This is a genomic window from Streptomyces sp. NPDC020807 (assembly GCF_040641575.1).
Classification (GTDB): Bacteria; Actinomycetota; Actinomycetes; order Streptomycetales; family Streptomycetaceae; genus Streptomyces.
In genome coordinates this window covers 90,815-112,132 of sequence record NZ_JBFADU010000004.1, presented here as the reverse complement: position 1 = coordinate 112,132, position 21,318 = coordinate 90,815, and the positions used below count along the sequence as shown (strand labels likewise).

Genomic DNA, 21,318 nt, shown 5'->3' with positions numbered 1-21,318 from the left:
TCCCGCGCGCGCGGCTTACGACACGCGCCGCACCACGTACGCGACCCCGCCCTTCGCGGACGGCGACTCGCCCACGTACTCCTGGCCGCGCATCTCGCACCACGCCGGGATGTCCAGACGGGCCGCCTCGTCGTCCGACAGGACCGTCACCGTCGCGCCCACCGGCACCTCGCCGAACACCTTCGCCAGCTCGATGACCGGGACGGGGCAGCGCTTCCCCAGGGCGTCCACGACGAGCGGACCGGAAGCGGGGGCGGCCGCCGGCGCGCCCGCCGGGGCGCCGAGGCGCTCCCGCACCCCCGCCACCACCCCCGGCAGCACCGCCAGGAAGCGGTCCACGTCCGTCTCCGCCGTGCCCGCCGGCAGCGACACCCGGACGTTCCCCTCGCTCAGCACCCCCATCGCGCGCAGCACATGGCTGGGCGTCAGCGTGGAACTCGTACACGACGAACCGGACGAAACGGAGAAACCCTCCCGGTCCAGCTCGTGCAGCAGCGTCTCCCCGTCGACATACAGACAGGAGAACGTGACCAGGTGGGGGAGCCGGTCCACCGGGTCGCCCACCACCTCCACGTCCGCCACCAGCTCCGGCACCCGCGCCCTGATCCGGTCCACGAGCCCCCGCAGCCGCGCCGCCTCGGCCTCCGCCTCCGCCCGCACGGCCCTGAGCGAGGCCGCCGCCGCGACGATCGCCGGGAGGTTCTCGAAGCCGGGCGCCCGCCCCGACTCCCGTTCGTCGGACGGGCCTTGCGGGGCGAAACGGACGCCCTTGCGCACGGCCAGGAGGCCGACGCCCGCCGGCCCGCCCCACTTGTGCGCGCTCGCCGCGAGCAGCGACCAGTCGCCCGCCACCGGACCCCAGCCCAGGGACTGCGCCGCGTCGACGAGGAGCGGCACGCCCGCCGCCCGGCACGCCTCGGCGACCTCGGCCACCGGCTGGACCGTCCCCACCTCGTGGTTGGCGGACTGGAGGCAGGCGAGGGCGGTGTCGGGGCGCAGCGCGGACGCGAAGGCCCCGGCCCCGACCGCCCCGGTCCGGCCCACCGGCACCTCGGTGACCGAGCCCCCCACCGCCGCGTGGCCCTCGGCCGCGTGGAGCACGGAGGAGTGCTCGACGGCCGAGACGACGAGCCCGTTCCCGACCCTCCGGCGCCCCGCGAGCGCCCCCGCGATCCCGGCGTGAACCGCGCGCGTCCCCGAAGGGGTGAACACGAGCTCGTCCGGACGGCACCCCACGGCCTCCGCCGCGGCCTCCCGCGCCGCGTCGAGCAGCAGCCGGGCCCGGCGCCCCTCCCGGTAGAGCCGGGCCGGGTCGGCCCACCCCTCGTCCAGGGAGGCGAGGAGCGCCTGACGGGCGACGGGGTGGAGGGGTGCGGCGGACGCGGCGTCGAAGTACGGCATCCGCCCACGGTAGGCCCCGGGACGGCACCGCCCGGGGGAGGGGCCGACACGCCCGGACCCCCGTCCGCCCTTCCGTCACCCGTGAGGCCCCGTCAGAACCCGGCCCCGCCACGCCCCCAGCCCGCCGAACGGGCGTTCAGGACCCCCCTCCGGAAGGCGGGAATCCACCCCTTCGGGGACTCGGACGGCGCGTTGGGCACCCTCCCCGCGCGACCCCAAATAGCGTCCAGTAGGGTTTGGTCCGCATAAACATCCAAACCCCTGCCCGCGGCCGGGGCGGCGACCGACCAGCGAGACGGACGGCCGTGGCCGACCAAACGCGGGCCGAGACTCTCGGGAAGGCGCTACGTGAGTCCCAACGGCTCCGACCGCTCGTCGCGGCGCCCGATGCGGCGGAAGCTGCCGCAGGTGCTGACTGCGGGCCTGATCCTGGCGACAGCCACGGGCTGCTCGTACAACTGGGAAGACTTCCCCCGCCTTGGCATGCCCACCCCCGTCACGGAAGAGGCTCCCCGGATCCTCTCCCTGTGGCAGGGCTCGTGGGCCGCCGCGCTCATCACGGGCGTCCTGGTGTGGGGCCTCATCCTCTGGGCCACCATCTTCCACCGGCGCAGCCGGACCAAGGTCGAGGTACCTCCGCAGACCCGTTACAACATGCCCATCGAGGCTCTGTACACGGTCACCCCGCTCATCATCGTCTCGGTGCTCTTCTACTTCACCGCACGCGACGAGTCGAAGCTCCTCGAGCTCTCCCCCAAGCCGGCCCACACCATCAACGTGGTCGGCTACCAGTGGAGCTGGGGCTTCAACTACGTCGAGAACGTGCCCGGTGTCGAGGGCGACGCCAAGACGGACAAGAACCTCGCCTCGATCCCGGACAAGTTCCTGGACGCGTTCCCGGAGAACGCGGGCGGTGTCTACGACGCCGGCATCCCCGGCGACCGCAACCCGCAGACCGGCAACCCGGGCCCGACCCTGTGGCTGCCGAAGGGCGAAAAGGTCCGGTTCGTCCTGACCTCGCGTGACGTCATCCACTCCTTCTGGGTGGTCCCCTTCCTCATGAAGCAGGACGTCATCCCGGGTCACACGAACTCCTTCGAGGTCACCCCGACCCAGGAGGGCACCTTCCTCGGCAAGTGCGCCGAGCTGTGCGGTGTCGACCACTCCCGGATGCTCTTCAACGTCAAGGTGGTCTCTCCGGAGCGCTACCAGCAGCACCTGAAGGAGCTGGCCGAGAAGGGGCAGACCGGCTACATTCCGTCCGGCATCGAGCAGACGGACCCGGCTAGGAATGCGGAGAAGCACCAGCTGTGAGCATCCACAACGAAACCCAGGGTGCCGCCTCGCTTGAGGACTCGTACGAGAACGAGCTTCCCGTACGCCGCAAGCAGCCCGGCAACGTCGTGATCAAGTGGCTGACCACCACCGACCACAAGACGATCGGGACGCTGTACCTGGTCACGTCGTTCGTCTTCTTCTGCATCGGCGGACTCATGGCGCTCTTCATGCGCGCCGAGCTGGCCCGTCCGGGTACGCAGATCATGTCGAACGAGCAGTTCAACCAGGCGTTCACGATGCACGGCACGATCATGCTGCTGATGTTCGCGACGCCGCTGTTCGCCGGATTCGCGAACTGGATCATGCCGCTGCAGATCGGCGCGCCCGACGTGGCGTTCCCGCGGCTGAACATGTTCGCCTACTGGCTCTACCTCTTCGGCTCGATCATCGCGGTCGCCGGCTTCCTCACCCCGCAGGGTGCCGCCGACTTCGGCTGGTTCGCCTACTCCCCGCTGTCGGACGCCGTCCGCTCGCCGGGTGTCGGCGCCGACATGTGGATCATGGGTCTGGCCTTCTCCGGCTTCGGCACGATCCTCGGTTCGGTCAACTTCATCACCACGATCATCTGCATGCGCGCTCCGGGCATGACGATGTTCCGCATGCCGATCTTCACCTGGAACGTGCTGCTGACCGGTGTCCTGGTCCTGCTCGCCTTCCCGGTCCTGGCGGCCGCCCTGTTCGCCCTGGAGGCGGACCGCAAGTTCGGCTCGCACATCTTCGACGCGGCCAACGGTGGAGCGCTGCTCTGGCAGCACCTCTTCTGGTTCTTCGGCCACCCAGAGGTGTACATCATCGCGCTGCCGTTCTTCGGCATCATCTCCGAGGTCATCCCGGTCTTCAGCCGTAAGCCGATGTTCGGCTACATCGGTCTGGTGGCCGCGACCATCGCGATCGCCGGTCTCTCCGTGACCGTGTGGGCGCACCACATGTACGTCACCGGTGGCGTGCTCCTCCCGTTCTTCTCCTTCATGACGTTCCTCATCGCCGTACCGACAGGCGTGAAGTTCTTCAACTGGATCGGAACGATGTGGAAGGGCTCACTGTCCTTCGAGACCCCGATGCTCTGGGCCGTCGGCTTCCTGATCACCTTCACCTTCGGTGGTCTGACCGGCGTCATCCTGGCCTCGCCCCCGATGGACTTCCACGTCTCCGACTCGTACTTCGTCGTGGCGCACTTCCACTACGTCATCTTCGGCACCGTCGTCTTCGCGATGTTCTCCGGCTTCCACTTCTGGTGGCCGAAGTTCACGGGCAAGATGCTCGACGAGCGCCTCGGCAAGATCACGTTCTGGACGCTGTTCGTGGGCTTCCACGGCACGTTCCTGGTGCAGCACTGGCTCGGTGCCGAGGGCATGCCGCGTCGTTACGCGGACTACCTGGACGCCGACGGCTTCACCGCGCTGAACACGATCTCGACGATCTCCTCGTTCCTGCTCGGCCTGTCGATCCTGCCGTTCTTCTACAACGTCTGGAAGACCGCCAAGTACGGCAAGAAGATCGAGGTCGACGACCCGTGGGGCTACGGCCGTTCGCTCGAGTGGGCGACGTCCTGCCCGCCGCCGCGGCACAACTTCCTCACCCTGCCGCGGATCCGTTCCGAGTCGCCGGCCTTCGACCTGCACCACCCCGAGATCGCCGCTGTCGACCAGCTGGAGAACAAGGGGCACGTGGCCGAGGCCCTCACGAGCGGCAAGGAGGCCGGCAAGTGAAGATCCAAGGCAAGATGTTCATCTGGCTGAGCGTCTTCATCCTGGCCATGGCCATCGTGTATGGCGTGTGGTCGAAGGAGCCGGTCGGCACCACGGCGCTCTTCCTCGCCTTCGGCCTGTCCATCATGATCGGCTACTACCTGGCCTTCACGGCCAAGCGTGTCGACGCGATGGCGCAGGACAACAAGGAGGCCGACGTCGCGGACGAGGCCGGTGAGCTGGGCTTCTTCGCCCCGCACAGCTGGCAGCCGCTCTCGCTGGCCATCGGTGGCGCGCTCGCCTTCCTCGCCGTCGCGATGGGCTGGTGGCTGCTGTACTTCTCCGCCCCGCTGATCCTCGTCGGCCTGTTCGGCTGGGTCTTCGAGTTCTACCGCGGCGAGAACCAGAACCAGTAGCGGTACCTCCTCCCCGGCGGGCGACCGCCACCGGAGCACCCGAGGGGCCCGGACACTTCGTCACCGAAGTGTCCGGGCCCCTCTTTTGCAGCATCAGGGCGCGCTGCCGGAAGGGAATGTTCTTACGGTGAGGTCATGAACGACACGCCGCGCATTCGGACTGTTCTGAGCTGCACCCTCCTGGTCGTGACCGTCACGGCGGCCGCCACGGCGTGCGCGGGATCCGACGGCCATCCGCTGTCCGCGAGGCCGTACGACGCGGTGGACCAGCTCGCGTTCAGCGCGGCGGACGCCGGGGCGAGGGTGAACCCCGAGAAGCCCCTGGAGGTCTCCGCCAAGGGCGAGGGGCGGATCACCGACGTGACCGCCGTCGACGCGGCGGGACGGCGCCTCGCGGGCGAACTCACCGCGGACGGGCGGCGGTGGCGCTCCACGGCCGCGCTCGCGGCAGGAGCGCGCTACACGGTCCGGGTGGCCACCGAGGACGAGGACGGCGCGCCAGGCGCCCGTACGTACACCTTCGAGACGGCTCCGGCCAAAAGGGCCCTGACCGTCACCTTCGGGCCGGAGGCGGGCACGTACGGCGTCGGGCAGCCCCTCACCGCCGAGCTCAGCCTCCCGGTGAAGGACAGGGCGGCCCGCGCGGTCGTCGAGCGGGCCCTCAAGGTCCGCTCCACGCCCTCCGTCGAGGGCTCCTGGTACTGGGTCGACGACAAGGAACTCCACTTCCGGCCCAAGGAGTACTGGCCGGCCGGAGCGCTCGTCACCGCCTCGGCCAACCTCGACGGCCTCAAGGTCGGCGACAAGCTCTACGGCGGCGCGTCCAAGCCCCTGAAGCTCTCCATCGGCGACCGGATCGAGGCGGTCGCGGACGCCGAGTCGCACTACATGACCGTGCGGCGCAACGGAGAAGTGATCAACACCATTCCGGTGACCACCGGCAAACCGGGCTTCTCCACCCGAAACGGCATCAAGGTGGTGCTCGGCAAGGAGTACTACGTCCGGATGCGCGGCACCAGCATCGGCATCTCCGAGGGCACCTCGGAGTCGTACGACCTGCCGGTCTACTACGCCACCCGGGTGACGTGGAGCGGCGAGTACGTGCACGCCGCGCCCTGGTCCGTGGACTCGCAGGGCGTGGCGAACGTCAGCCACGGCTGCGTCGGCATGTCGACGGGGAACGCGGCCTGGTTCTACGAGACCGTCCGCCCCGGCGACATCGTCAGGACCGTCAACAGCTACGGCGACACGATGGACACCTTCGGGAACGGCTTCGGCGACTGGAACCTGTCCTGGGAGAAGTGGCGCCAGGGCAGCGCCCTGGTGGAGAAGACCGGCGACCCGACCGCCACGCAGGACGCCAAGGCCCGTCTGAGGCCGTCGCTCTAGGGAGCGGGACACCCCTCGGGGCCGCGCCGCCCCCCCGGACGGGGGCGACGCGCCCGGGGTCACGCTTCGATCGAGAGGCGGGAGCGCAGCAGGGCCGCCAGGGACGCCGCGAACTCCACCGGTTCCACCGGATGGGTGATCGCGGCGTCGGCGCGGCTCCAGGTGGCCAGCCAGGCGTCCTGGGGGCGCCCGATGAGCAGCAGCACCGGCGGGCAGCGGAAGATCTCGTCCTTGAGCTGCCGGCAGACGCCCATGCCGCCGGCGGGCACCGCCTCGCCGTCCAGGACGCACACGTCGATCCCGCCCTCGTCCAGGGCCTTCAGGACCGCCGGGAGCGTCGCGCACTCCACGAACTCGACCGGGGGCACGTCCGCCGCGGGCCTGCGCCCCGCGGCGAGGCGCACCTGCGCGCGGGTGTTCGCGTCGTCGCTGTAGACCAGGACCGTGGCGCTCGACTGCATCGTTCCTCCGTGGGGCAAGTCCGTGGGAAGGTCTGGGAAGGTCGTCGATCGATGCGCGGGATGCTACTCCGGTCCACACCCCGTCAACACCCGTTCAGCACCTGTTCGAAGGGGTCGGCACTGGGCCGTTCGGGCTGGACACACCCCCCTGACACTCCGAACGGCACCCCCCGGAGTGAGGGCGGGATAAGCGACCGACATAATGTCGGTCGTGGCGACAGTAACGACAGTAGAAACAGGGCACGCGCACCCCTCGGTCAATCGGCCGAACCTCACCAGCGTCGGAACCATCATCTGGTTGAGCTCCGAGCTGATGTTCTTCGCGGCCCTCTTCGCGATGTACTTCACCCTGCGATCGGTGACCGGTCCCGAGTTCTGGGCGGAAAAGGCAGACGCCTTGAACTTCCCGTTCTCGGCGACCAACACCACGATCCTGGTGCTCTCCTCCCTCACCTGTCAGCTCGGCGTGTTCGCCGCCGAGCGGGGCGACGTGAAGAAGCTCAGGACGTGGTTCATCATCACGTTCGTGATGGGTGCGATCTTCATCGGCGGCCAGGTGTTCGAGTACACCGAGCTGGTCAAGCACGAGGGCCTCTCGCTCTCGTCGGACCCGTACGGCTCGGTCTTCTACCTGACCACCGGCTTCCACGGCCTGCACGTGACGGGCGGTCTCATCGCCTTCCTGCTGGTCCTCGGCCGGACCTACGCCGCCAAGAGGTTCACCCACGAGCAGGCAACCGCCGCCATCGTCGTGTCCTACTACTGGCACTTCGTCGATGTCGTCTGGATCGGCCTCTTCGCCACGATCTACATGATCAAGTAATCGGGCCCCGCCCCACGGCGGGTCCGAGACATCCAGCAAGCATCGACGCAGAAGATCCTGACACCGGGGTAATCCGTGAAAAAGCTCTCCGCACGACGACGCCATCCGCTGGCGGCGGTCGTCGTCCTACTTCTCGCGCTGGCGGCCACTGGGGGGCTGTACGCCGCGTTCGCGCCCGCGGGCACGGCGAAGGCCGATGAAACCGCCCAGTCCCTCGCCATCGAGGAGGGCAAGAAGCTCTACTCCGTCGGCTGCGCCAGCTGCCACGGAACCGGCGGTCAGGGAACCACTGACGGCCCGCCCCTCGTCGGCGTCGGCTCGGCCTCGGTCGACTTCCAGGTCGGCACCGGTCGTATGCCGGCCCAGCAGCCGGGCGCCCAGGTCCCGAAGAAGAAGGTCATCTACTCGCAGGCTGAGATCGATCAGCTCGCGGCGTACGTTGCCTCTCTCGGTGCCGGCCCGATCACGCCGACCGAGGAGCAGTACAACCCGGCTGGTGCCGACGTCGCCAAGGGTGGCGAGCTGTTCCGCACCAACTGCGCCCAGTGCCACAACTTCACCGGTGAGGGTGGCGCGCTGAGCAACGGCAAGTACGCCCCGAGCCTCGAAGGCGTGAGCCCGAAGCACCTCTACGAGGCCATGCAGACCGGCCCGCAGAACATGCCCTCCTTCCCGGACACGACCATGCCGGAGAAGGAGAAGAAGGACATCATCGCGTACGTCCAGGCCGTCAACAGCGACAAGGCCGACAACCCGGGCGGTCTCAAGCTCGGTGGTCTCGGTCCCGTCAGCGAGGGCCTGTTCGCCTGGATCTTCGGTCTGGGCGCGCTGATCGCAGTTGCCATCTGGGTCGCGGCCCACACCGCTAAGGCCAAGAAGTCATGAGTAGCCAAGAGAATCCAGAAGAGAACCTGCCGGCAGGGCAGGACACCGCGCACGGCGCGGTGAAGGTCGCCGACGACCCGTTCGCCGACCCGGGCCTTCCGCCCCACAAGCCGCGCATCCAGGACATCGACGAGCGGGCCGCCCGCCGGTCCGAGCGCGCGGTCGCCTTCATGTTCACGCTGTCGATGCTGGCCACGATCGGCTTCATCGCGTCGTACGTGATCTTCCCGGTCGACCACATCGTGTACATCTGGCCCTTCGGCCGGGTGTCCTCGCTCAACTTCGCCCTGGGTCTGACCCTCGGCGCGGCCCTCTTCTTCATCGGCGCGGGCGCGGTCCACTGGGCCCGCACCCTGATGTCCGACGTCGAGGTCGCCGACGAGCGTCACCCGATGGAGGCCACGCCCGAGGTCAAGGCGAAGGTCATGGCGGACTTCGCGGCCGGTGCCGCGGAGTCGGGCATGGGCCGCCGCAAGCTCATCCGCAACACGATGTTCGGTGCGCTGGCGCTCGTCCCGCTCTCCGGCGTCATGCTCCTGCGTGACATGGGCCCGCTGCCCGAGAAGAAGCTCCGGACCACCAAGTGGGCCAAGGGCAAGCAGCTCATCAACATGAACACGCACGAGCCGCTGCGTCCCGAGGACGTCGCCGTGGGTTCGCTGACCTTCGCCATGCCCGAGGGCATGTCGGAGCACGACCACGACTTCCAGACCGAGATCGCCAAGGCCGCCCTGATGATCGTCCGGATCCAGCCGGACGACATCAAGGACAAGCGTGAGCTCGAGTGGTCGCACGACGGTGTCGTCGCCTTCTCGAAGATCTGCACCCACGTCGGTTGCCCGATCTCCCTGTACGAGCAGCAGACGCACCACGTGCTCTGCCCGTGCCACCAGTCCACCTTCGACCTCTCCGACGGCGCCCGCGTCATCTTCGGCCCGGCCGGCCACGCCCTCCCGCAGCTGCGGATCGGCGTGAACGACAAGGGCTTCCTCGAGGCGCTCGGCGACTTCGACGAGCCCGTCGGTCCTGCCTTCTGGGAGCGCGGATGAGCACCGTGACCGCTACGAAGAAAGCCCCCGCCGGTGAGCGGGTGGCCGACTGGGCCGACGGTCGGCTGGGGATCTACACCCTGGCCAAGGCCAACATGCGGAAGATCTTCCCGGACCACTGGTCCTTCATGCTGGGTGAGATCTGCCTCTACAGCTTCCTCATCATCATCCTGACGGGCGTCTATCTGACGATGTTCTTCCACCCGTCGATGAACGAGGTGGAGTACGTCGGACCGTACGTCCCGCTCCAGGGACAGCTGATGTCCGAGGCGTTCAACTCGACCATGCACATCTCCTTCGAGGTGCGCGGTGGTCTGCTCATCCGGCAGATCCACCACTGGGCGGCGCTGATCTTCCTCGCCGGCATGTTCGTGCACATGATGCGCGTCTTCTTCACCGGTGCGTTCCGCAAGCCGCGTGAGATCAACTGGCTGTTCGGCTTCCTGCTGTTCTTCCTGGGCATGTTCACCGGCTTCACCGGTTACTCGCTCCCGGACGACCTGCTCTCCGGCACCGGTGTCCGCTTCATGCAGGGCGCGATCCTGTCCGTGCCGGTCGTCGGCACGTACCTCTCGATGTTCCTGTTCGGCGGCGAGTTCCCCGGCGGCGACTTCGTCGCCCGGTTCTACTCGGCGCACGTGCTGCTGCTCCCCGGCATCATGCTGGGCCTCGTGGTCGCCCACCTCATCCTGGTGTTCGTCCACAAGCACACGCACTTCGCCGGCCCCGGCCGGACGAACAACAACGTCGTCGGCATGCCGCTGCTGCCCGTGTACATGGCGAAGGCCGGAGGCTTCTTCTTCCTGGTCTTCGGCGTCATCGCGGTCATCGCGGCGATCGCCTCGATCAACCCGATCTGGGCGCTCGGCCCGTACCGTCCGGACCAGGTGTCGACCGGCGCCCAGCCCGACTGGTACATGGGCTTCGCCGAGGGTCTGATCCGTGTCATGCCGGGCTGGGAGATCAACCTCTGGGGCCACACGCTGGTCCTGGGCGTGATGATCCCGCTCGCGATCTTCCCGGCGGTCCTCGCCGCGATCGCGGTCTACCCGTTCATCGAGTCCTGGATCACCGGCGACAAGCGCGAGCACCACATCGCGCAGCGCCCGCGCAACGCTCCGACGCGCACCGCCTTCGGTGTCGCCTGGATCACCGCGTACATGATCATGCTCGTGGGTGGTGGAAACGACCTCTGGGCGACCCACTTCCACCTGTCGATCAACTCGATCACCTGGTTCGTGCGGATCTTCTTCTTCGTCGGCCCGGTCATCGCGTTCATCGCGACGAAGCGGATCTGCCTCGGCCTCCAGCGCCGCGACAAGGACAAGGTGCTGCACGGCCGCGAGTCGGGCATCATCAAGCGCCTGCCGCACGGTGAGTTCGTCGAGGTCCACGAGCCGCTCAGCCAGGGCGAGCTGCACCGCCTCACGGCGCACGAGCAGTACGCGGCCGCGGAGCTCCCGCCGGCCGTCGACGAGAACGGTGTCGAGCGCAAGGTCGGCCGCCTGGAGAAGCTCCGGGTCAAGCTGAACAAGGGCTACTACGGCGACGACAACCAGATCGCCAAGCCCACCGCCGAGGAGTACAAGGCGATCCAGGACGGCCACGGCCACCACTGATCACCTGACCTTCCTCCGACCCAGGTCGCCACGCTGAGGAGCCCCGTCCATTCGATGGACGGGGCTCTTCGCCGTCCCCGGGGATCGATAGGGTGGGTCCGGTACCCGTCACGATCATCAGGAGCTGCCATGAGCGCTGCGACCCCCGCTGGAGGACCCACGTCGGCGGGCCGCTCCTGGCCCGTCGTCCTCGACGGTCTGCTGACCGGACGCGACCAGAGCGCCGACGACACCGCGTGGGCGATGGACCGCATCCTGCGGGGCGAGGCCACCGACGCCCAGATCGCCGGCTTCGTCGTGGCGCTCCGGGCCAAGGGCGAGACCGTCGACGAGATCACCGGTCTCGTCCGGACGATGTACGAGCACGCCAACACGATCGAGGTGCCGGGGCCGTCCGTCGACATCGTCGGCACCGGCGGCGACGGCGCCAAGACCGTCAACATCTCGACCATGTCGGCGATCGTGGTCGCGGGCACCGGCGCCAAGGTCGTCAAGCACGGCAACCGCGCCGCCTCGTCCGCCTCCGGCGCCTCCGACGTCCTGGAGAAGCTCGGCGTCAACCTGGAGCTGACCCCGAAGCGCGTGGCCGAGGTCGCCGAGGAGGCCGGGATCACCTTCTGCTTCGCCGTGAAGTTCCACCCGGCGCTGCGGCACGTGGCCATGGCCCGCAAGGAACTCGGCATCCGGACCGTCTTCAACTTCCTCGGCCCGCTCACCAACCCGGCCCGGGTCCGCGCCCAGGCGACCGGCGTCGCCGACGCGCGCATGGCCCCCATCGTCGCCGGCGTGCTCGCCGGGCGCGGCTCCTCCGCGCTGGTCTTCCGCGGCGACGACGGCCTCGACGAGCTGACCACGACCGCCACCTCCCGGGTGTGGATCGTGCGCGACGGGGCCGTCCGCGAGGAGGCCTTCGACCCGCGAGAGGTCGGCATCCCGATCGTCCCGGTCGACGCGCTGCGCGGCGCGGACGCCTCGTACAACGCCGACGTGGCCCGCCGGCTGCTCGCGGGGGAGACCGGTCCGGTACGGGACGCGGTGCTGCTCAACGCGGCGGCGGCGCTCGTCGCCCTGGAGCCGACCGGCGCCACCCTCGCGGAGCAGCTGTCCGCGGGGATCGCGAAGGCGGCCGAGTCGATCGACTCCGGTGCGGCCCGCCGCACCCTGGAGCGCTGGATCGAGGTCAGCAACAGCTAGTCCACGACACGCGGCCCCGTCCGGCATGCGGACGGGGTTGCGCGTGGGCGATCCACTGAACTACGTTCTGTGCCAGGTCATGAGTGACAGTCCTCAAGCCCCGGCTGACTGTCCGGCAACCCTCCGTCCGTGGCGGGGTGCCCCGGGTGAAGACCAGGTCGCACGGCAGAAGCCCTGCGGCAAGCGCGGACCCCTGCGTCTCACCTTGGGGTCCTTGGTCCTCTAGGGAGCGGTGTCTCGTGAGCAAGCGAATGCGCTAGGGCCTGTCCGGCCCCTTTCTCCACCCTTCACCCGTGTGCGGCACCCCTGTGCCTTCGCGCTGCCCCACGGGATCCTCACGCCCTTTCGCGCCCCTTTTATGCCGGGAGACACCGCTATGTCCGCATGCTCGAACGCCGCCGCCCTCGCCTCCGCCGTCGAGACCGCCTCCGCCGAGTCCGCCGACCCCTGCTGCGCCGCCCCGCTCCCGGTCCTCGGCCGGGACGTCACCGTCCCGCTCGTCACCGGCGGCGAAGTGACCTACGCGGCCCTCGACTACGCGGCCAGCGCCCCGGCCCTCCAGCGCGTGTGGGACGACGTCGCGGCGTACGCCCCGTACTACGGCAGCGTCCACCGCGGTGCCGGGTACCTCTCCCAGCTCTCCACCGACCTCTTCGAGAACAGCCGCGAGACCGTCGCCGAGTTCCTCGACTGCCGCCCCGGCGACCAGGTCGTCTTCACCCGCTCCACCACCGACTCGCTCAACCTGCTCGCCCGGACGATCCCCGCCGACTGCGAGGTCTTCGTCTTCGAGACCGAGCACCACGCCTCGCTGCTGCCCTGGCAGGACGCCCGCGTCACCTACCTCAACGCGCCGCGCACCCCGGCCCAGGCCGTCGAGACCCTGGAGCTCGCCCTCGCCGGCCGCACGGTGACGATTGACGGGGGCTACGGCCCGGCCCTGGTCTGCGTCACCGGCGCCTCGAACGTCACCGGCGAGCTGTGGCCGGTGAAGGAGCTCGCCGCCGCCGCCCACGCGCACGGCGCCCGGATCGTCCTCGACGCCGCCCAGCTCGCGCCCCACCACCCGGTCTCCGTCAAGGAGTTGGACGTGGACTGGGTCGCCTTCTCGGGCCACAAGCTGTACGCGCCCTTCGGCTCCGGCGTCCTCGCCGGCCGCGCCGACTGGCTCCAGGAGGCCGAGCCCTACCTCGCCGGCGGCGGGGCCTCCCGCAAGGTCTCCCGCCGGGCCGACGGCGGCGTCGACGTCGAGTGGCACACCACCGCCGCCCGCCACGAGGCCGGCTCCCCGAACGTCATCGGCGTCTACTCCATCGCCTCCGCCTGCAAGGCGCTCACCGAGGCCGGCTTCGAGGGCCTCGTCGCCCGCGAGCAGCACCTCATCGCGAAGGTCCGCGCGGGTCTCGCCGAGGTCCCCGAGGTGAAGGTCCTCTCCCTCTTCGGTGACGACGCCCCCCGCGTCGGCGTCATCTCCTTCGTCGTCGAGGGCTGGAACAGCTCCCACTTCGCCGCCGCGCTCTCCGCCGAGTACGGCATCGGCGTCCGCGACGGCCTCTTCTGCGCCCACCCGCTCGTCCGCACCCTGCTCGGCAGCGACCCGGGGACCCAGGGCGAGTGCGGCGCACCCGAGGCGGCCCCCGGCGAGCGCTCCCTCAACGCCATCCGGGTGAGCTTCGGCGCCGGTACGCCGGACGAGCACGTGGAGCGGTTCGTCGGCGCCGTGAAGGAGCTCGTCCGGGACGGCGCCCAGTGGAAGTACCGCACCGAGGACGGCCGCTGCGTCCCGGACCGCGGCTGACCACTCACTCGTACGGGTGAAGGGGGCCTCCCGGTCGGGAGACCCCCTTCAGCCGTGACGCGTGCGCGTCCGGGAACGTCCTAGGACTCCAGCCCGATGGCGAAGGCCGCCTCCAGGTCGTGCTGGGAGTACGTGCGGAACGCCACGTGCGTGTCCGTGGCCTCGACGCCCGGGATCTTGCTGATGCTGCCGGGGATGACGTCCGCCAGGTCGTCGTGGCGCGACACCCGGACCATGGCGATCAGGTCGTAGGTCCCGGTGACCGAGAAGACCTCGCTGACGCTGTCGAGCGCGGCGATGGACTCGGCGATCTCGGGGATGCGGTCCACGCTGGTCTTGATGAGCACGATCGCGGTGATCACGGCTGGCTGTCTCCCTCGGTCGCCGCGGCTGGTGTCCTCACTCTAGCCCCACGCCGGAAACGGCCCCACGCGTAGAGGAAGCCGACGCAGAAGCCCACCACGTGGGCCAGATAGGCGACCCCGGGGCCGGGACCCGCGGCCCGCGCCGCCAGCCACTGGAGCACGAACCAGAAGATCAGCACGATCCAGGCGGGGAAGCGCAGAGGCAGGAAGAAGAGGAAGGGGAAGAGGCTCGTCACCCGGGACCGGGGGAAGAGGAAGAGGAAGGCCCCGAGCACCCCGGAGATGGCCCCGGAGGCCCCGACGAGCGTCTGCTCGCTGTTCGCGTGCGCCACCGCGTACCCGAGCAGGGCGACATAGCCCGTGCCCAGGTAGAAGAGGGCGAACTCGACCGGACCCATGCGCTCCTCGGCCATCGCGCCGAAGACGTACAGGAAGAGCATGTTCCCCAGCAGGTGCAGCCAGCTGCCGTGGACGAAGAGCGCGGTGAACGGGGTGAGCAGGGCGCCCGGCACGCCCGCCGTCAGCTCCGCCGGGATGACGCCCCAGCGGCGGAAGTACGCGCTCTGCGCCGCCAGCAGCTCGTCGCCCGTGCCGTACACCGGGTTGAGCCCGGAGACCGGGCCGGTCACGAAGAGCAGGCAGCAGGCGGCGATGAGGCAGTACGTCACCGTGGGGCCGCCGCGCGCGCCGCGCCAGGCGCCGAGGGCCGCTGCTCGCCAGTCGATCACGGACAGATCATCGCGTACCGGGGCCGAAGTGGACAGAGTGCCTCGCCGTCAACCGGAGCGCCGGGAGGCCGTAGGGTAACGGGCAGTACGACAGCGGTTCGACGGCGCACCGCGGCTCCCGCACCTGGCACGACACCGACAGGAAGAAGGACGGACCGATGACGACGGTTCCCCTGCCGACCGACGAGACCCGCTGGCGCTGCACGCTCTGCGGCAATCTGACCCGCTTCGACGTGACCCGCTCGTCCAAGGTCGTCGAGTACGTCCATCTGGACCTCGCGGGCGACCCGACGGTCGAGGAGCGGCAGGTGGTCAGTGAGACCATCGAGTCGGTCCGCTGCCGCTGGTGCAACGCGGTGGACCAGATCGAACTGGTGGACAGGCCGGGCGCCGCTTCCTGAGGACGGCGCGGACGACATAGGGGTGACGGATCGTGGAGCAGCCCGCGCACGGTGGTGAACCGGCCGGCGCGGCAGGTGACGCTGCCGAGACGCTCGACCACCCACTGACGGAAGGTGTACGTCGGCGGGTCGTCGCGCTGGTCGCCGACGCCTTCGGCGGCCTGACCGTCGCGGAGCTTCCGCCACCCCTGCGGCAGTACGCCCGCTTCACCGCCAGTCGCCGCGCCAAGTTCGCCGGGAACGCCATGGCGGCGGCCCTGGAGAGCGACCCGCTGTTCCGGCAGCGGATCGGCGAGCGGTTCAAGCAGTCGGAGCCCGAACTCGCCGGGGCCGTCGAGTCCGGCACCCCGCCTGCCGCCGCCGACCCGGTCGACATCGCCGCCGCGGCCTACGTGCTGCGGCCGGCCGGCTGGGTCAAGCTCGTCGCCGCCGCGGGCGAGGAGGCCCTGCGGGCGGACGCCGAGCGGGCCGACGAGGCCGGCCGGCGCGAGCTGGAGCGGCTGCGCGAGGAGTTGACGGCCGCTCAGGAGCGCGCCAGGAGCGAGGCCGAGCAGCTCCGGCGCGACCTGGAGGCGGCCCGCAAGGAAGCGGAATCGCTTCACCGCAAGCTGCGCAGCGCCCAGAGCGACGTGAAGCGCGGGGAGGCGGCGCTCCGCCGCGTCCAGGGCGAGATCGACGCCGCGAAGGCGGAGGCCGCCGCGCAGGTCTCGTCCGCCGAGAGCGAGAGCCGCCGCCTCAAGGCGCGGCTCGGCGAGGTCGAGGCGGCGCTCGAGGCGAGCCGCAGGTCGGCCCGCGAGGGCCGCTCGATGGAGGACATGCGGCTGCGGCTGCTCCTCGACACGGTCCTCGACGCGGCCCAGGGGCTGCGCCGCGAACTGGCGCTGCCGCCCGTCTCGACGCACCCGGCCGACACCGTGGACGCGGTGGAGCCGGGCCGGATGTCGCCGAAGGACATCGCGGCGCGCGCGCTGTCCGAGACCGACCCGGCCCTCCTCGACCAGCTCCTCGAACTGCCCCAGGCGCACCTGGTCGTCGACGGCTACAACGTCACCAAGACCGGTTATCCGACGATGCCGTTGGAGAAGCAGCGGCTGCGGCTGCTCGGCGGCCTCTCGGCCCTCGCGGCCCGGTCGGGCGCCGAGGTCACCTGCGTCTTCGACGGGGCGGAGCTCGCGGCGCCGGTGCTGCTCGCGCCGCCGCGCGGGGTGCGGGTGCTGTTCTCCAAGCCCGGTGTCACGGCGGACGAGTTGATCCGCCAGCTGGTGCGGGCCGAGCCGCCCGGCCGTCCGGTGGTGGTGGTCTCCACCGACCGCGAGGTGGCCGACGGCGTGGCGAAGGCCGGTGCGCGGCCCGTCGCGTCCGCCTTGTTGCTGAAGCGGCTTTCGCGCCTCTCGTAACCCCTGCGCGTTATGCCCGAATTCTGGACGGCAGACCGTCAAGAGGCCATCACGGCCCGTGTGATGTGGGTAAACAAAGTGGCGTCCGAGCGATATTTTTGCCGGTGGGATTTGAACTGATCACAGCTTGGTCACTAGGGTCGGGGTTCGAACCTTCGCGCGGTAGTTCACCCATCCGGGGTGGCGGCGGAGGAACCGCCTGCCCTTCACCGGTTGGGCGGCTCTGAGGAAGAAGGAGCTCGCCTTCGTGGCGTCCCACCGTCGACCCAAGCAGCCGAGCCGCACCCGCGTGACCGTGCTCACCGCGACCGCGGCCGCCGCCGTCGCGCTCTCCGCCCAGTCGGGCGCCCAGGCGGCTCCCAAGCCGAAGATCGACGAGGTCAAGGCCAAGGTCGACGCGCTGCACCACGAGGCCGAGGAGGCCACGGAGCAGTACAACCTCGCCGACGAGCGCCGGGGCAAGCTCCAGAAGGAGATCGGCGAGCTCCAGGACAAGGTGGCCCGCGGTCAGCAGGAGCTCAACACCCTGCGCGACCAGATCGGTTCGGTCGCCAGCGCCCAGTACCGCTCCGGCGGCATCGACCCGGCGATCCAGCTCTTCCTCTCCGCCGACCCGGACACCTACCTCGACAAGGCGTCCGCGATCGACCAGCTGAGCGCCCAGCAGGCCGACGTGCTCACCTCGATCCAGGCCAAGCAGCGGACCCTCGCCCAGCAGCGCGCCGAGGCGACCACGAAGCTGTCCGACCTCGAGGACGTCACCAAGACGCTCGGCGAGAAGAAGAAGAAGTACCAGGGCAAGCTGGCCGACGCCCGCGCCCTCCTCAACACCCTGACCGCCGAGGAGCGCGCCCGCCTCGCGGCCCAGGAGCGCGAGAAGGAGCAGCGCGCCAGCCGCGCCGCCGCCTCCCGCGTCGACCTCGGCAACGAGGCCCCGGCCTCCGGCTTCGGCGCGATGGCGCTGAGCGCCGCCGCCACCCAGCTCGGCAAGCCGTACGTCTCCGGCGCAGAGGGCCCCAACTCGTACGACTGCTCCGGTCTGACGATGTGGGCCTACCGCCAGGCCGGCGTCCGTCTCACCCGCACCACCTACACCCAGCAGAACGACGGCGTGAAGATCGGCCGCAGCCAGCTCCGGCCCGGTGACCTGGTCTTCTTCAACGGCCTCTCGCACGTGGGTCTGTACGCGGGCAACAACACGATCCTGCACGCCCCCAAGCCGGGCGCCGTCGTCCGCTACGAGTCCATGAGCTACATGGGCACCTTCCAGTTCGGTGTCCGCATCGGCGGCTGACCCCGCCACGACCCGCTCCGGCATGCCCCCCAATCGGGTGGTTTGCCGGGCCACTGACTGACCTGACGCCCCGCCGGTGACCTGTGTTCTCCGGCGGGGCGTCACTTTGTGTGTCCATCGGCTTCGTTGGAGACGGCGTGCTCAGCGGCTAACGTCTGGCCCTCCAGTCCCCGTCGAGCCGAACGGAGCGCGATTAGTGGCGTCCCACCGCCGACCCGCGAGGGTCACCGTCCTGACCGCCGCCGCCGCGGCCACCGCGGCCGCGTCCCTGGGGGCCGTCCCCGCGAGCGCCGACCCGGGGACCTCCTCCGCGGCCACCCGCGCCACGGTCGACCGCCTCTTCGAGGAGGCCGAGAAGGCCACCGAGGGTTACAACCAGGCCGACGAGAAGGCGGACCGGCTGCGCCGGACGGTCACCCGGGCGCAGGACGGACTCGCCCGCGGCCAGGAGCGCATCAACCGCATGCGCGGCGCCCTCGGCTCCGTCGCCGGGGCCCAGTACCGCTCCGGCGGCATCGACCCCGCCCTCGCGCTGCTGCTCTCCTCCGACCCCGACAGCTACCTCGACCGCGCCTCCGCCCTCGACCGCGTCACCGCGCGGCAGAGCGCCGCGCTCGGCGAACTCCGGCGCGAGCAGCGGCGCCTCGACCAGAAGCGCGAGGAGGGCCGGATCGCCCTCGCCGAGCTGGAGCGCAGCCGGACCGAGGTCGCCCGCCACAAGCGGACCGTCGAGCGGAAGCTCGCCGCGGCCCGCCGCCTGCTCGCCTCCCTCACCGTCCAGGAGCGCGCCGACTACGACCGGTCCTCCCGCTCCGGCGGCCGTGACGAGGAGATGCCGCCGCTCGGCGACCTCGGCCCCGCCTCCTCGCGGGCCTCCGCCGCCGTCATCGCGGCGCGCAGCCAGATCGGCAAGCCGTACGTGTGGGGGGCGACCGGGCCCTCAGGCTTCGACTGCTCGGGCCTCATGGTCTGGTCGTACCGGCAGGCCGGGATCAGCCTGCCGCGCACCTCGGCGGCGCAGCGCGCGGCCGGCCGGCAGGTGCCGCTCTCCCAGGCGCAGCCCGGAGACCTCGTCACGTACCGCGGCGACGCGAGCCACGTCGGCATCTACGCGGGCAACGGCCAGGTCATCCACGCCCCCTACCCGGGCGCGCGGGTCCGCTACGACCCGGTGAACATGATGTCGAACGTGACGGTGACCCGGGTCTGAGTCCTCGGGCGGCGGCCCCGCGCCGTCCCCCCGTACGATCGGGGGCGTGGCGGACCAGGGGAGCGGAGCGGTGCGCGGCGGCGGCGCCTGCCTCCTCGCCGCGCTCCTCGCCCTCGGCGGCTGCGCGGCGCCGCCCGAGTCCGGCCCGGCGCACGACGAGGTCCAGGAACTCCTGGACCGGCACGCCGAGGCGCTCCTCGACCGGGACGAGCCCGGCTACCTCGCCGACCTCGACCCGGCCCTCGCGCCCGCCGCGCGCACCGAGTTCGACCGGCTCGCGGAGGTCCCGCTCGGCGGGGTGCGCTACCGCGTCACCGACGTCGACATGGCCGGCGAGGGCCGGGCCACCGCCACCGCCGAGCTCGGCTACCGCATCAAGGGGTACGACTCCGGGCCCTCGACCACCGAGCGGGTCATCGGCCTCACCGAGCGGGACGGCCGCTGGTACGTCACCGCCGACCGCCCCGCCGAGGGCGCCCCGGAGCAGCTCTGGCAGCAGGGCCGCGTGGAGACGGTGACCGGCGCCCGCAGCCTCGTCCTCGGGGTGGGGCAGAGCACGGAGCGGCTGCGCGAGATCGCGGCGGCCGCGGACCGGGCCGTGCCCGCGGTCGGCGAGGCCTGGGACGGGAACTGGGCGGGCCGGATCGTGGTCCTCGTCCCCGAGTCGGTCGACGCGATGGGGCGGCTCCTCGGCGGGCCCGCCGCCTCCTACCGGGGCATCGCGGCCGTGACGACCGGTCAGCTGGGCGGCGGCCCGAAGGCCCCCGCCGACCGCGTGATCGTGAACCCGGACGCGTACGGGACGCTCGGCCCCTTCGGCCGGCAGCTGGTCCTCACCCACGAGACCACCCACGTCGCGACCCGCGTCCAGACGACGAGGGCCACCCCGGTCTGGCTCTCGGAGGGCTTCGCCGACCACGTCGCCTACCGGGACAGCGGCCGCACCCCGGCCCAGGCGGCCCCCGAGCTGCGCCGCGCGGTCCGCGCGGGCGACGCGCCCGCCGCCCTGCCGGAGGACGGCGCCTTCGCCTTCGGCGGCGACGCGGACGCGCTGGCGCGCGCGTACGAGAGCGGCTGGCTCGCCTGCGAGATGGTCGCGGACCGCTGGGGCGAGGAGGAACTGGCCGCCTTCTACCGGGCGGTGGGCGCGCACCCGGCCCGGGAGGGGGCGCTGGAGAAGGCCCTCCACGACGTGCTGGGCACGACGCCGGAGCGGTTCACGGCGGACTGGCGGTCGTACGTCCGGGACCGGCTGGGCTAGGGGTGTCCTGCCGGTCAGCCGGACAGGCCCTGACCGGCCGCGGCGGCCCGCGCGTCCAGTTCCGCCAGGGCCTCCGTCAGCCAGGCCTTCTCCGCCGTGCCCGTCGCGCGTGCGATCCGCAGCATGCCCTGCCGGAAGAGGTCGGGTTCCCGCTCGGCGCGGACCGGTGTCCCGTCCTCGTAGAAGAAGCTGGCCGGGGCGTTCAGGAACTCCTGCCGGCGGCGGAGCACGGCGGCCTGGTCGGCCGGGTCCGGGAGGTGGCCGAGGAAGGCGAGCAGGGTGAAGAAGCGCTGGCCGTCGGTGATCTCGGCCTCCTTGGGGGAGCGCAGCCGGGCGAGGAGCTCCGAGCGGCCCTCCGGGCTGAGTGACAGGGTGCGGCGGGGGGCGGCGCTCGTGCCCGGCTCCACGCGGCTGTCCAGCAGGCCGTTCTTCACGAGACGGGCGATCGCCGGGTAGAGCGCCCCGTCGCTGACGGGGCGGACGTGGCCGCTGAGGCCGTGGATGCGTTCCTTCAGCTCGTACCCGTGCAGCGGCTTCTCGTAGAGGAAGCCGAGGATCGACAGCTCCAGCATCCGGCAGCCTTCCTTCGCGCTTGTCGTGG

At 70.8% G+C, this 21,318-nt stretch carries 20 protein-coding genes and 1 riboswitch; of the genes, 15 read left to right on the top strand and 5 right to left on the bottom strand.

Annotation, left to right across the window (positions count from 1 at the left end):
* Window positions 1-15: 15 nt before the first annotated feature.
* Entirely contained in the window at window positions 16-1,401 is a 1,386-nt protein-coding gene (locus AB0G79_RS08350; protein WP_360802137.1) for an aminotransferase class V-fold PLP-dependent enzyme, read from the bottom strand.
* 348 nt (window positions 1,402-1,749) lie between these two features.
* Between AB0G79_RS08350 and coxB the strand changes: the two genes are divergently transcribed.
* The 4 genes from coxB (at window position 1,750) to AB0G79_RS08330 (ending at window position 6,232) form a co-directional block, all read left to right on the top strand.
* Window positions 1,750-2,715, top strand: coding sequence for a cytochrome c oxidase subunit II (coxB, locus tag AB0G79_RS08345; RefSeq protein WP_360802134.1), 966 nt, complete (start codon window positions 1,750-1,752; stop codon window positions 2,713-2,715).
* On the top strand, window positions 2,712-4,448 hold the full coding sequence (gene ctaD, locus AB0G79_RS08340) for a cytochrome c oxidase subunit I (RefSeq protein WP_360802131.1): 1,737 nt from the start codon (window positions 2,712-2,714) through the stop codon (window positions 4,446-4,448). The genes coxB and ctaD overlap by 4 nt, the downstream gene beginning before the upstream one ends.
* Window positions 4,445-4,843: a cytochrome c oxidase subunit 4 gene (locus AB0G79_RS08335; RefSeq protein ID WP_360802128.1), complete on the top strand. Its 399-nt coding sequence runs from the start codon at window positions 4,445-4,447 to the stop codon at window positions 4,841-4,843. The genes ctaD and AB0G79_RS08335 overlap by 4 nt, the downstream gene beginning before the upstream one ends.
* Before the next feature lie 135 nt (window positions 4,844-4,978).
* Complete coding sequence (locus AB0G79_RS08330; RefSeq protein WP_360802125.1) at window positions 4,979-6,232, top strand: Ig-like domain-containing protein; 1,254 nt, start codon at window positions 4,979-4,981, stop codon at window positions 6,230-6,232.
* A gap of 59 nt (window positions 6,233-6,291) precedes the next feature.
* Here the strand turns inward: AB0G79_RS08330 and AB0G79_RS08325 are convergent, their stop codons facing one another.
* A complete protein-coding gene (locus tag AB0G79_RS08325) occupies window positions 6,292-6,693 on the bottom strand; it encodes a hypothetical protein (RefSeq protein ID WP_360802122.1) in 402 nt (133 codons plus the stop codon).
* A 202-nt stretch (window positions 6,694-6,895) separates the two neighbouring features.
* Here AB0G79_RS08325 and AB0G79_RS08320 point away from each other — a divergent pair, with 202 nt between their 5' ends.
* The 6 genes from AB0G79_RS08320 to AB0G79_RS08295 all read left to right on the top strand — a co-directional run bounded on the left by AB0G79_RS08320 (window position 6,896) and on the right by AB0G79_RS08295 (window position 14,061).
* On the top strand, window positions 6,896-7,516 hold the full coding sequence (locus tag AB0G79_RS08320) for a heme-copper oxidase subunit III (protein WP_360802119.1): 621 nt from the start codon (window positions 6,896-6,898) through the stop codon (window positions 7,514-7,516).
* A gap of 75 nt (window positions 7,517-7,591) precedes the next feature.
* Window positions 7,592-8,401 (top strand): c-type cytochrome, encoded by an 810-nt coding sequence (locus AB0G79_RS08315; RefSeq protein ID WP_360802116.1) that lies wholly within the window; start codon window positions 7,592-7,594, stop codon window positions 8,399-8,401.
* On the top strand, window positions 8,398-9,450 hold the full coding sequence (locus tag AB0G79_RS08310; RefSeq protein ID WP_360802113.1) for a Rieske 2Fe-2S domain-containing protein: 1,053 nt from the start codon (window positions 8,398-8,400) through the stop codon (window positions 9,448-9,450). The genes AB0G79_RS08315 and AB0G79_RS08310 overlap by 4 nt, the downstream gene beginning before the upstream one ends.
* A complete protein-coding gene (locus tag AB0G79_RS08305; RefSeq protein ID WP_360802110.1) occupies window positions 9,447-11,069 on the top strand; it encodes a cytochrome bc complex cytochrome b subunit in 1,623 nt (540 codons plus the stop codon). Before AB0G79_RS08310 ends, AB0G79_RS08305 begins: the two co-directional genes overlap by 4 nt.
* Before the next feature lie 129 nt (window positions 11,070-11,198).
* Window positions 11,199-12,263 carry an anthranilate phosphoribosyltransferase gene (gene trpD, locus AB0G79_RS08300; RefSeq protein ID WP_360802107.1) on the top strand — a complete coding sequence of 355 codons (1,065 nt, stop codon included), beginning with the start codon at window positions 11,199-11,201 and terminating at the stop codon, window positions 12,261-12,263.
* 75 nt (window positions 12,264-12,338) lie between these two features.
* A riboswitch (SAM riboswitch) is annotated at window positions 12,339-12,455 on the top strand.
* A gap of 184 nt (window positions 12,456-12,639) precedes the next feature.
* Window positions 12,640-14,061: an aminotransferase class V-fold PLP-dependent enzyme gene (locus AB0G79_RS08295; RefSeq protein WP_360802104.1), complete on the top strand. Its 1,422-nt coding sequence runs from the start codon at window positions 12,640-12,642 to the stop codon at window positions 14,059-14,061.
* Between the two features lie 80 nt (window positions 14,062-14,141).
* Here AB0G79_RS08295 and AB0G79_RS08290 read toward each other — a convergent pair whose 3' ends face one another.
* Window positions 14,142-14,423, bottom strand: coding sequence for an Lrp/AsnC ligand binding domain-containing protein (locus AB0G79_RS08290; RefSeq protein WP_024755605.1), 282 nt, complete (start codon window positions 14,421-14,423; stop codon window positions 14,142-14,144).
* The gene (locus AB0G79_RS08285) at window positions 14,420-15,154 is read right to left on the bottom strand and encodes a rhomboid family intramembrane serine protease (RefSeq protein ID WP_360802100.1); all 735 of its coding nucleotides are present in this window, start codon (window positions 15,152-15,154) and stop codon (window positions 14,420-14,422) included. The genes AB0G79_RS08290 and AB0G79_RS08285 overlap by 4 nt, the downstream gene beginning before the upstream one ends.
* Window positions 15,155-15,312: 158 nt before the next feature.
* On the opposite strand from AB0G79_RS08285, the gene AB0G79_RS08280 reads away from it, so the two are divergent.
* The 5 genes from AB0G79_RS08280 to AB0G79_RS08260 all read left to right on the top strand — a co-directional run bounded on the left by AB0G79_RS08280 (window position 15,313) and on the right by AB0G79_RS08260 (window position 20,717).
* Window positions 15,313-15,555, top strand: a complete 243-nt coding sequence (locus tag AB0G79_RS08280) for a hypothetical protein (RefSeq protein WP_055644001.1) — start codon at window positions 15,313-15,315, stop codon at window positions 15,553-15,555.
* Window positions 15,556-15,587: 32 nt separating this feature from the next.
* Entirely contained in the window at window positions 15,588-16,952 is a 1,365-nt protein-coding gene (locus tag AB0G79_RS08275; protein WP_360802096.1) for an NYN domain-containing protein, read from the top strand.
* Window positions 16,953-17,199: 247 nt separating this feature from the next.
* Window positions 17,200-18,246: an NlpC/P60 family protein gene (locus AB0G79_RS08270; protein WP_360802093.1), complete on the top strand. Its 1,047-nt coding sequence runs from the start codon at window positions 17,200-17,202 to the stop codon at window positions 18,244-18,246.
* A 196-nt stretch (window positions 18,247-18,442) separates the two neighbouring features.
* Window positions 18,443-19,456 carry an NlpC/P60 family protein gene (locus AB0G79_RS08265; RefSeq protein WP_360802090.1) on the top strand — a complete coding sequence of 338 codons (1,014 nt, stop codon included), beginning with the start codon at window positions 18,443-18,445 and terminating at the stop codon, window positions 19,454-19,456.
* Window positions 19,457-19,502: 46 nt separating this feature from the next.
* The gene (locus tag AB0G79_RS08260) at window positions 19,503-20,717 is read left to right on the top strand and encodes a hypothetical protein (protein WP_360802087.1); all 1,215 of its coding nucleotides are present in this window, start codon (window positions 19,503-19,505) and stop codon (window positions 20,715-20,717) included.
* Window positions 20,718-20,731: 14 nt separating this feature from the next.
* Here AB0G79_RS08260 and AB0G79_RS08255 read toward each other — a convergent pair whose 3' ends face one another.
* A complete protein-coding gene (locus tag AB0G79_RS08255; protein ID WP_360803054.1) occupies window positions 20,732-21,289 on the bottom strand; it encodes a PadR family transcriptional regulator in 558 nt (185 codons plus the stop codon).
* Between the last annotated feature and the right edge of the window lie 29 nt (window positions 21,290-21,318).

Excerpts from the sequence above, each read along its gene's own strand:
- trpD (WP_360802107.1), top strand. The coding sequence starts at position 11,199 with ATGAGCGCTGCGACCCCCGCTGGAGGACCCACGTCGGCGGGCCGCTCC.
- AB0G79_RS08310 (WP_360802113.1), top strand. The coding sequence starts at position 8,398 with ATGAGTAGCCAAGAGAATCCAGAAGAGAACCTGCCGGCAGGGCAGGAC.
- AB0G79_RS08255 (WP_360803054.1), bottom strand. The coding sequence starts at position 21,289 with ATGCTGGAGCTGTCGATCCTCGGCTTCCTCTACGAGAAGCCGCTGCAC.
- AB0G79_RS08350 (WP_360802137.1), bottom strand. The coding sequence starts at position 1,401 with ATGCCGTACTTCGACGCCGCGTCCGCCGCACCCCTCCACCCCGTCGCC.
- AB0G79_RS08280 (WP_055644001.1), top strand. The coding sequence starts at position 15,313 with ATGACGACGGTTCCCCTGCCGACCGACGAGACCCGCTGGCGCTGCACG.
- AB0G79_RS08305 (WP_360802110.1), top strand. The coding sequence starts at position 9,447 with ATGAGCACCGTGACCGCTACGAAGAAAGCCCCCGCCGGTGAGCGGGTG.
- AB0G79_RS08320 (WP_360802119.1), top strand. The coding sequence starts at position 6,896 with ATGTCGGTCGTGGCGACAGTAACGACAGTAGAAACAGGGCACGCGCAC.
- AB0G79_RS08325 (WP_360802122.1), bottom strand. The coding sequence starts at position 6,693 with ATGCAGTCGAGCGCCACGGTCCTGGTCTACAGCGACGACGCGAACACC.
- AB0G79_RS08295 (WP_360802104.1), top strand. The coding sequence starts at position 12,640 with ATGTCCGCATGCTCGAACGCCGCCGCCCTCGCCTCCGCCGTCGAGACC.
- AB0G79_RS08330 (WP_360802125.1), top strand. The coding sequence starts at position 4,979 with ATGAACGACACGCCGCGCATTCGGACTGTTCTGAGCTGCACCCTCCTG.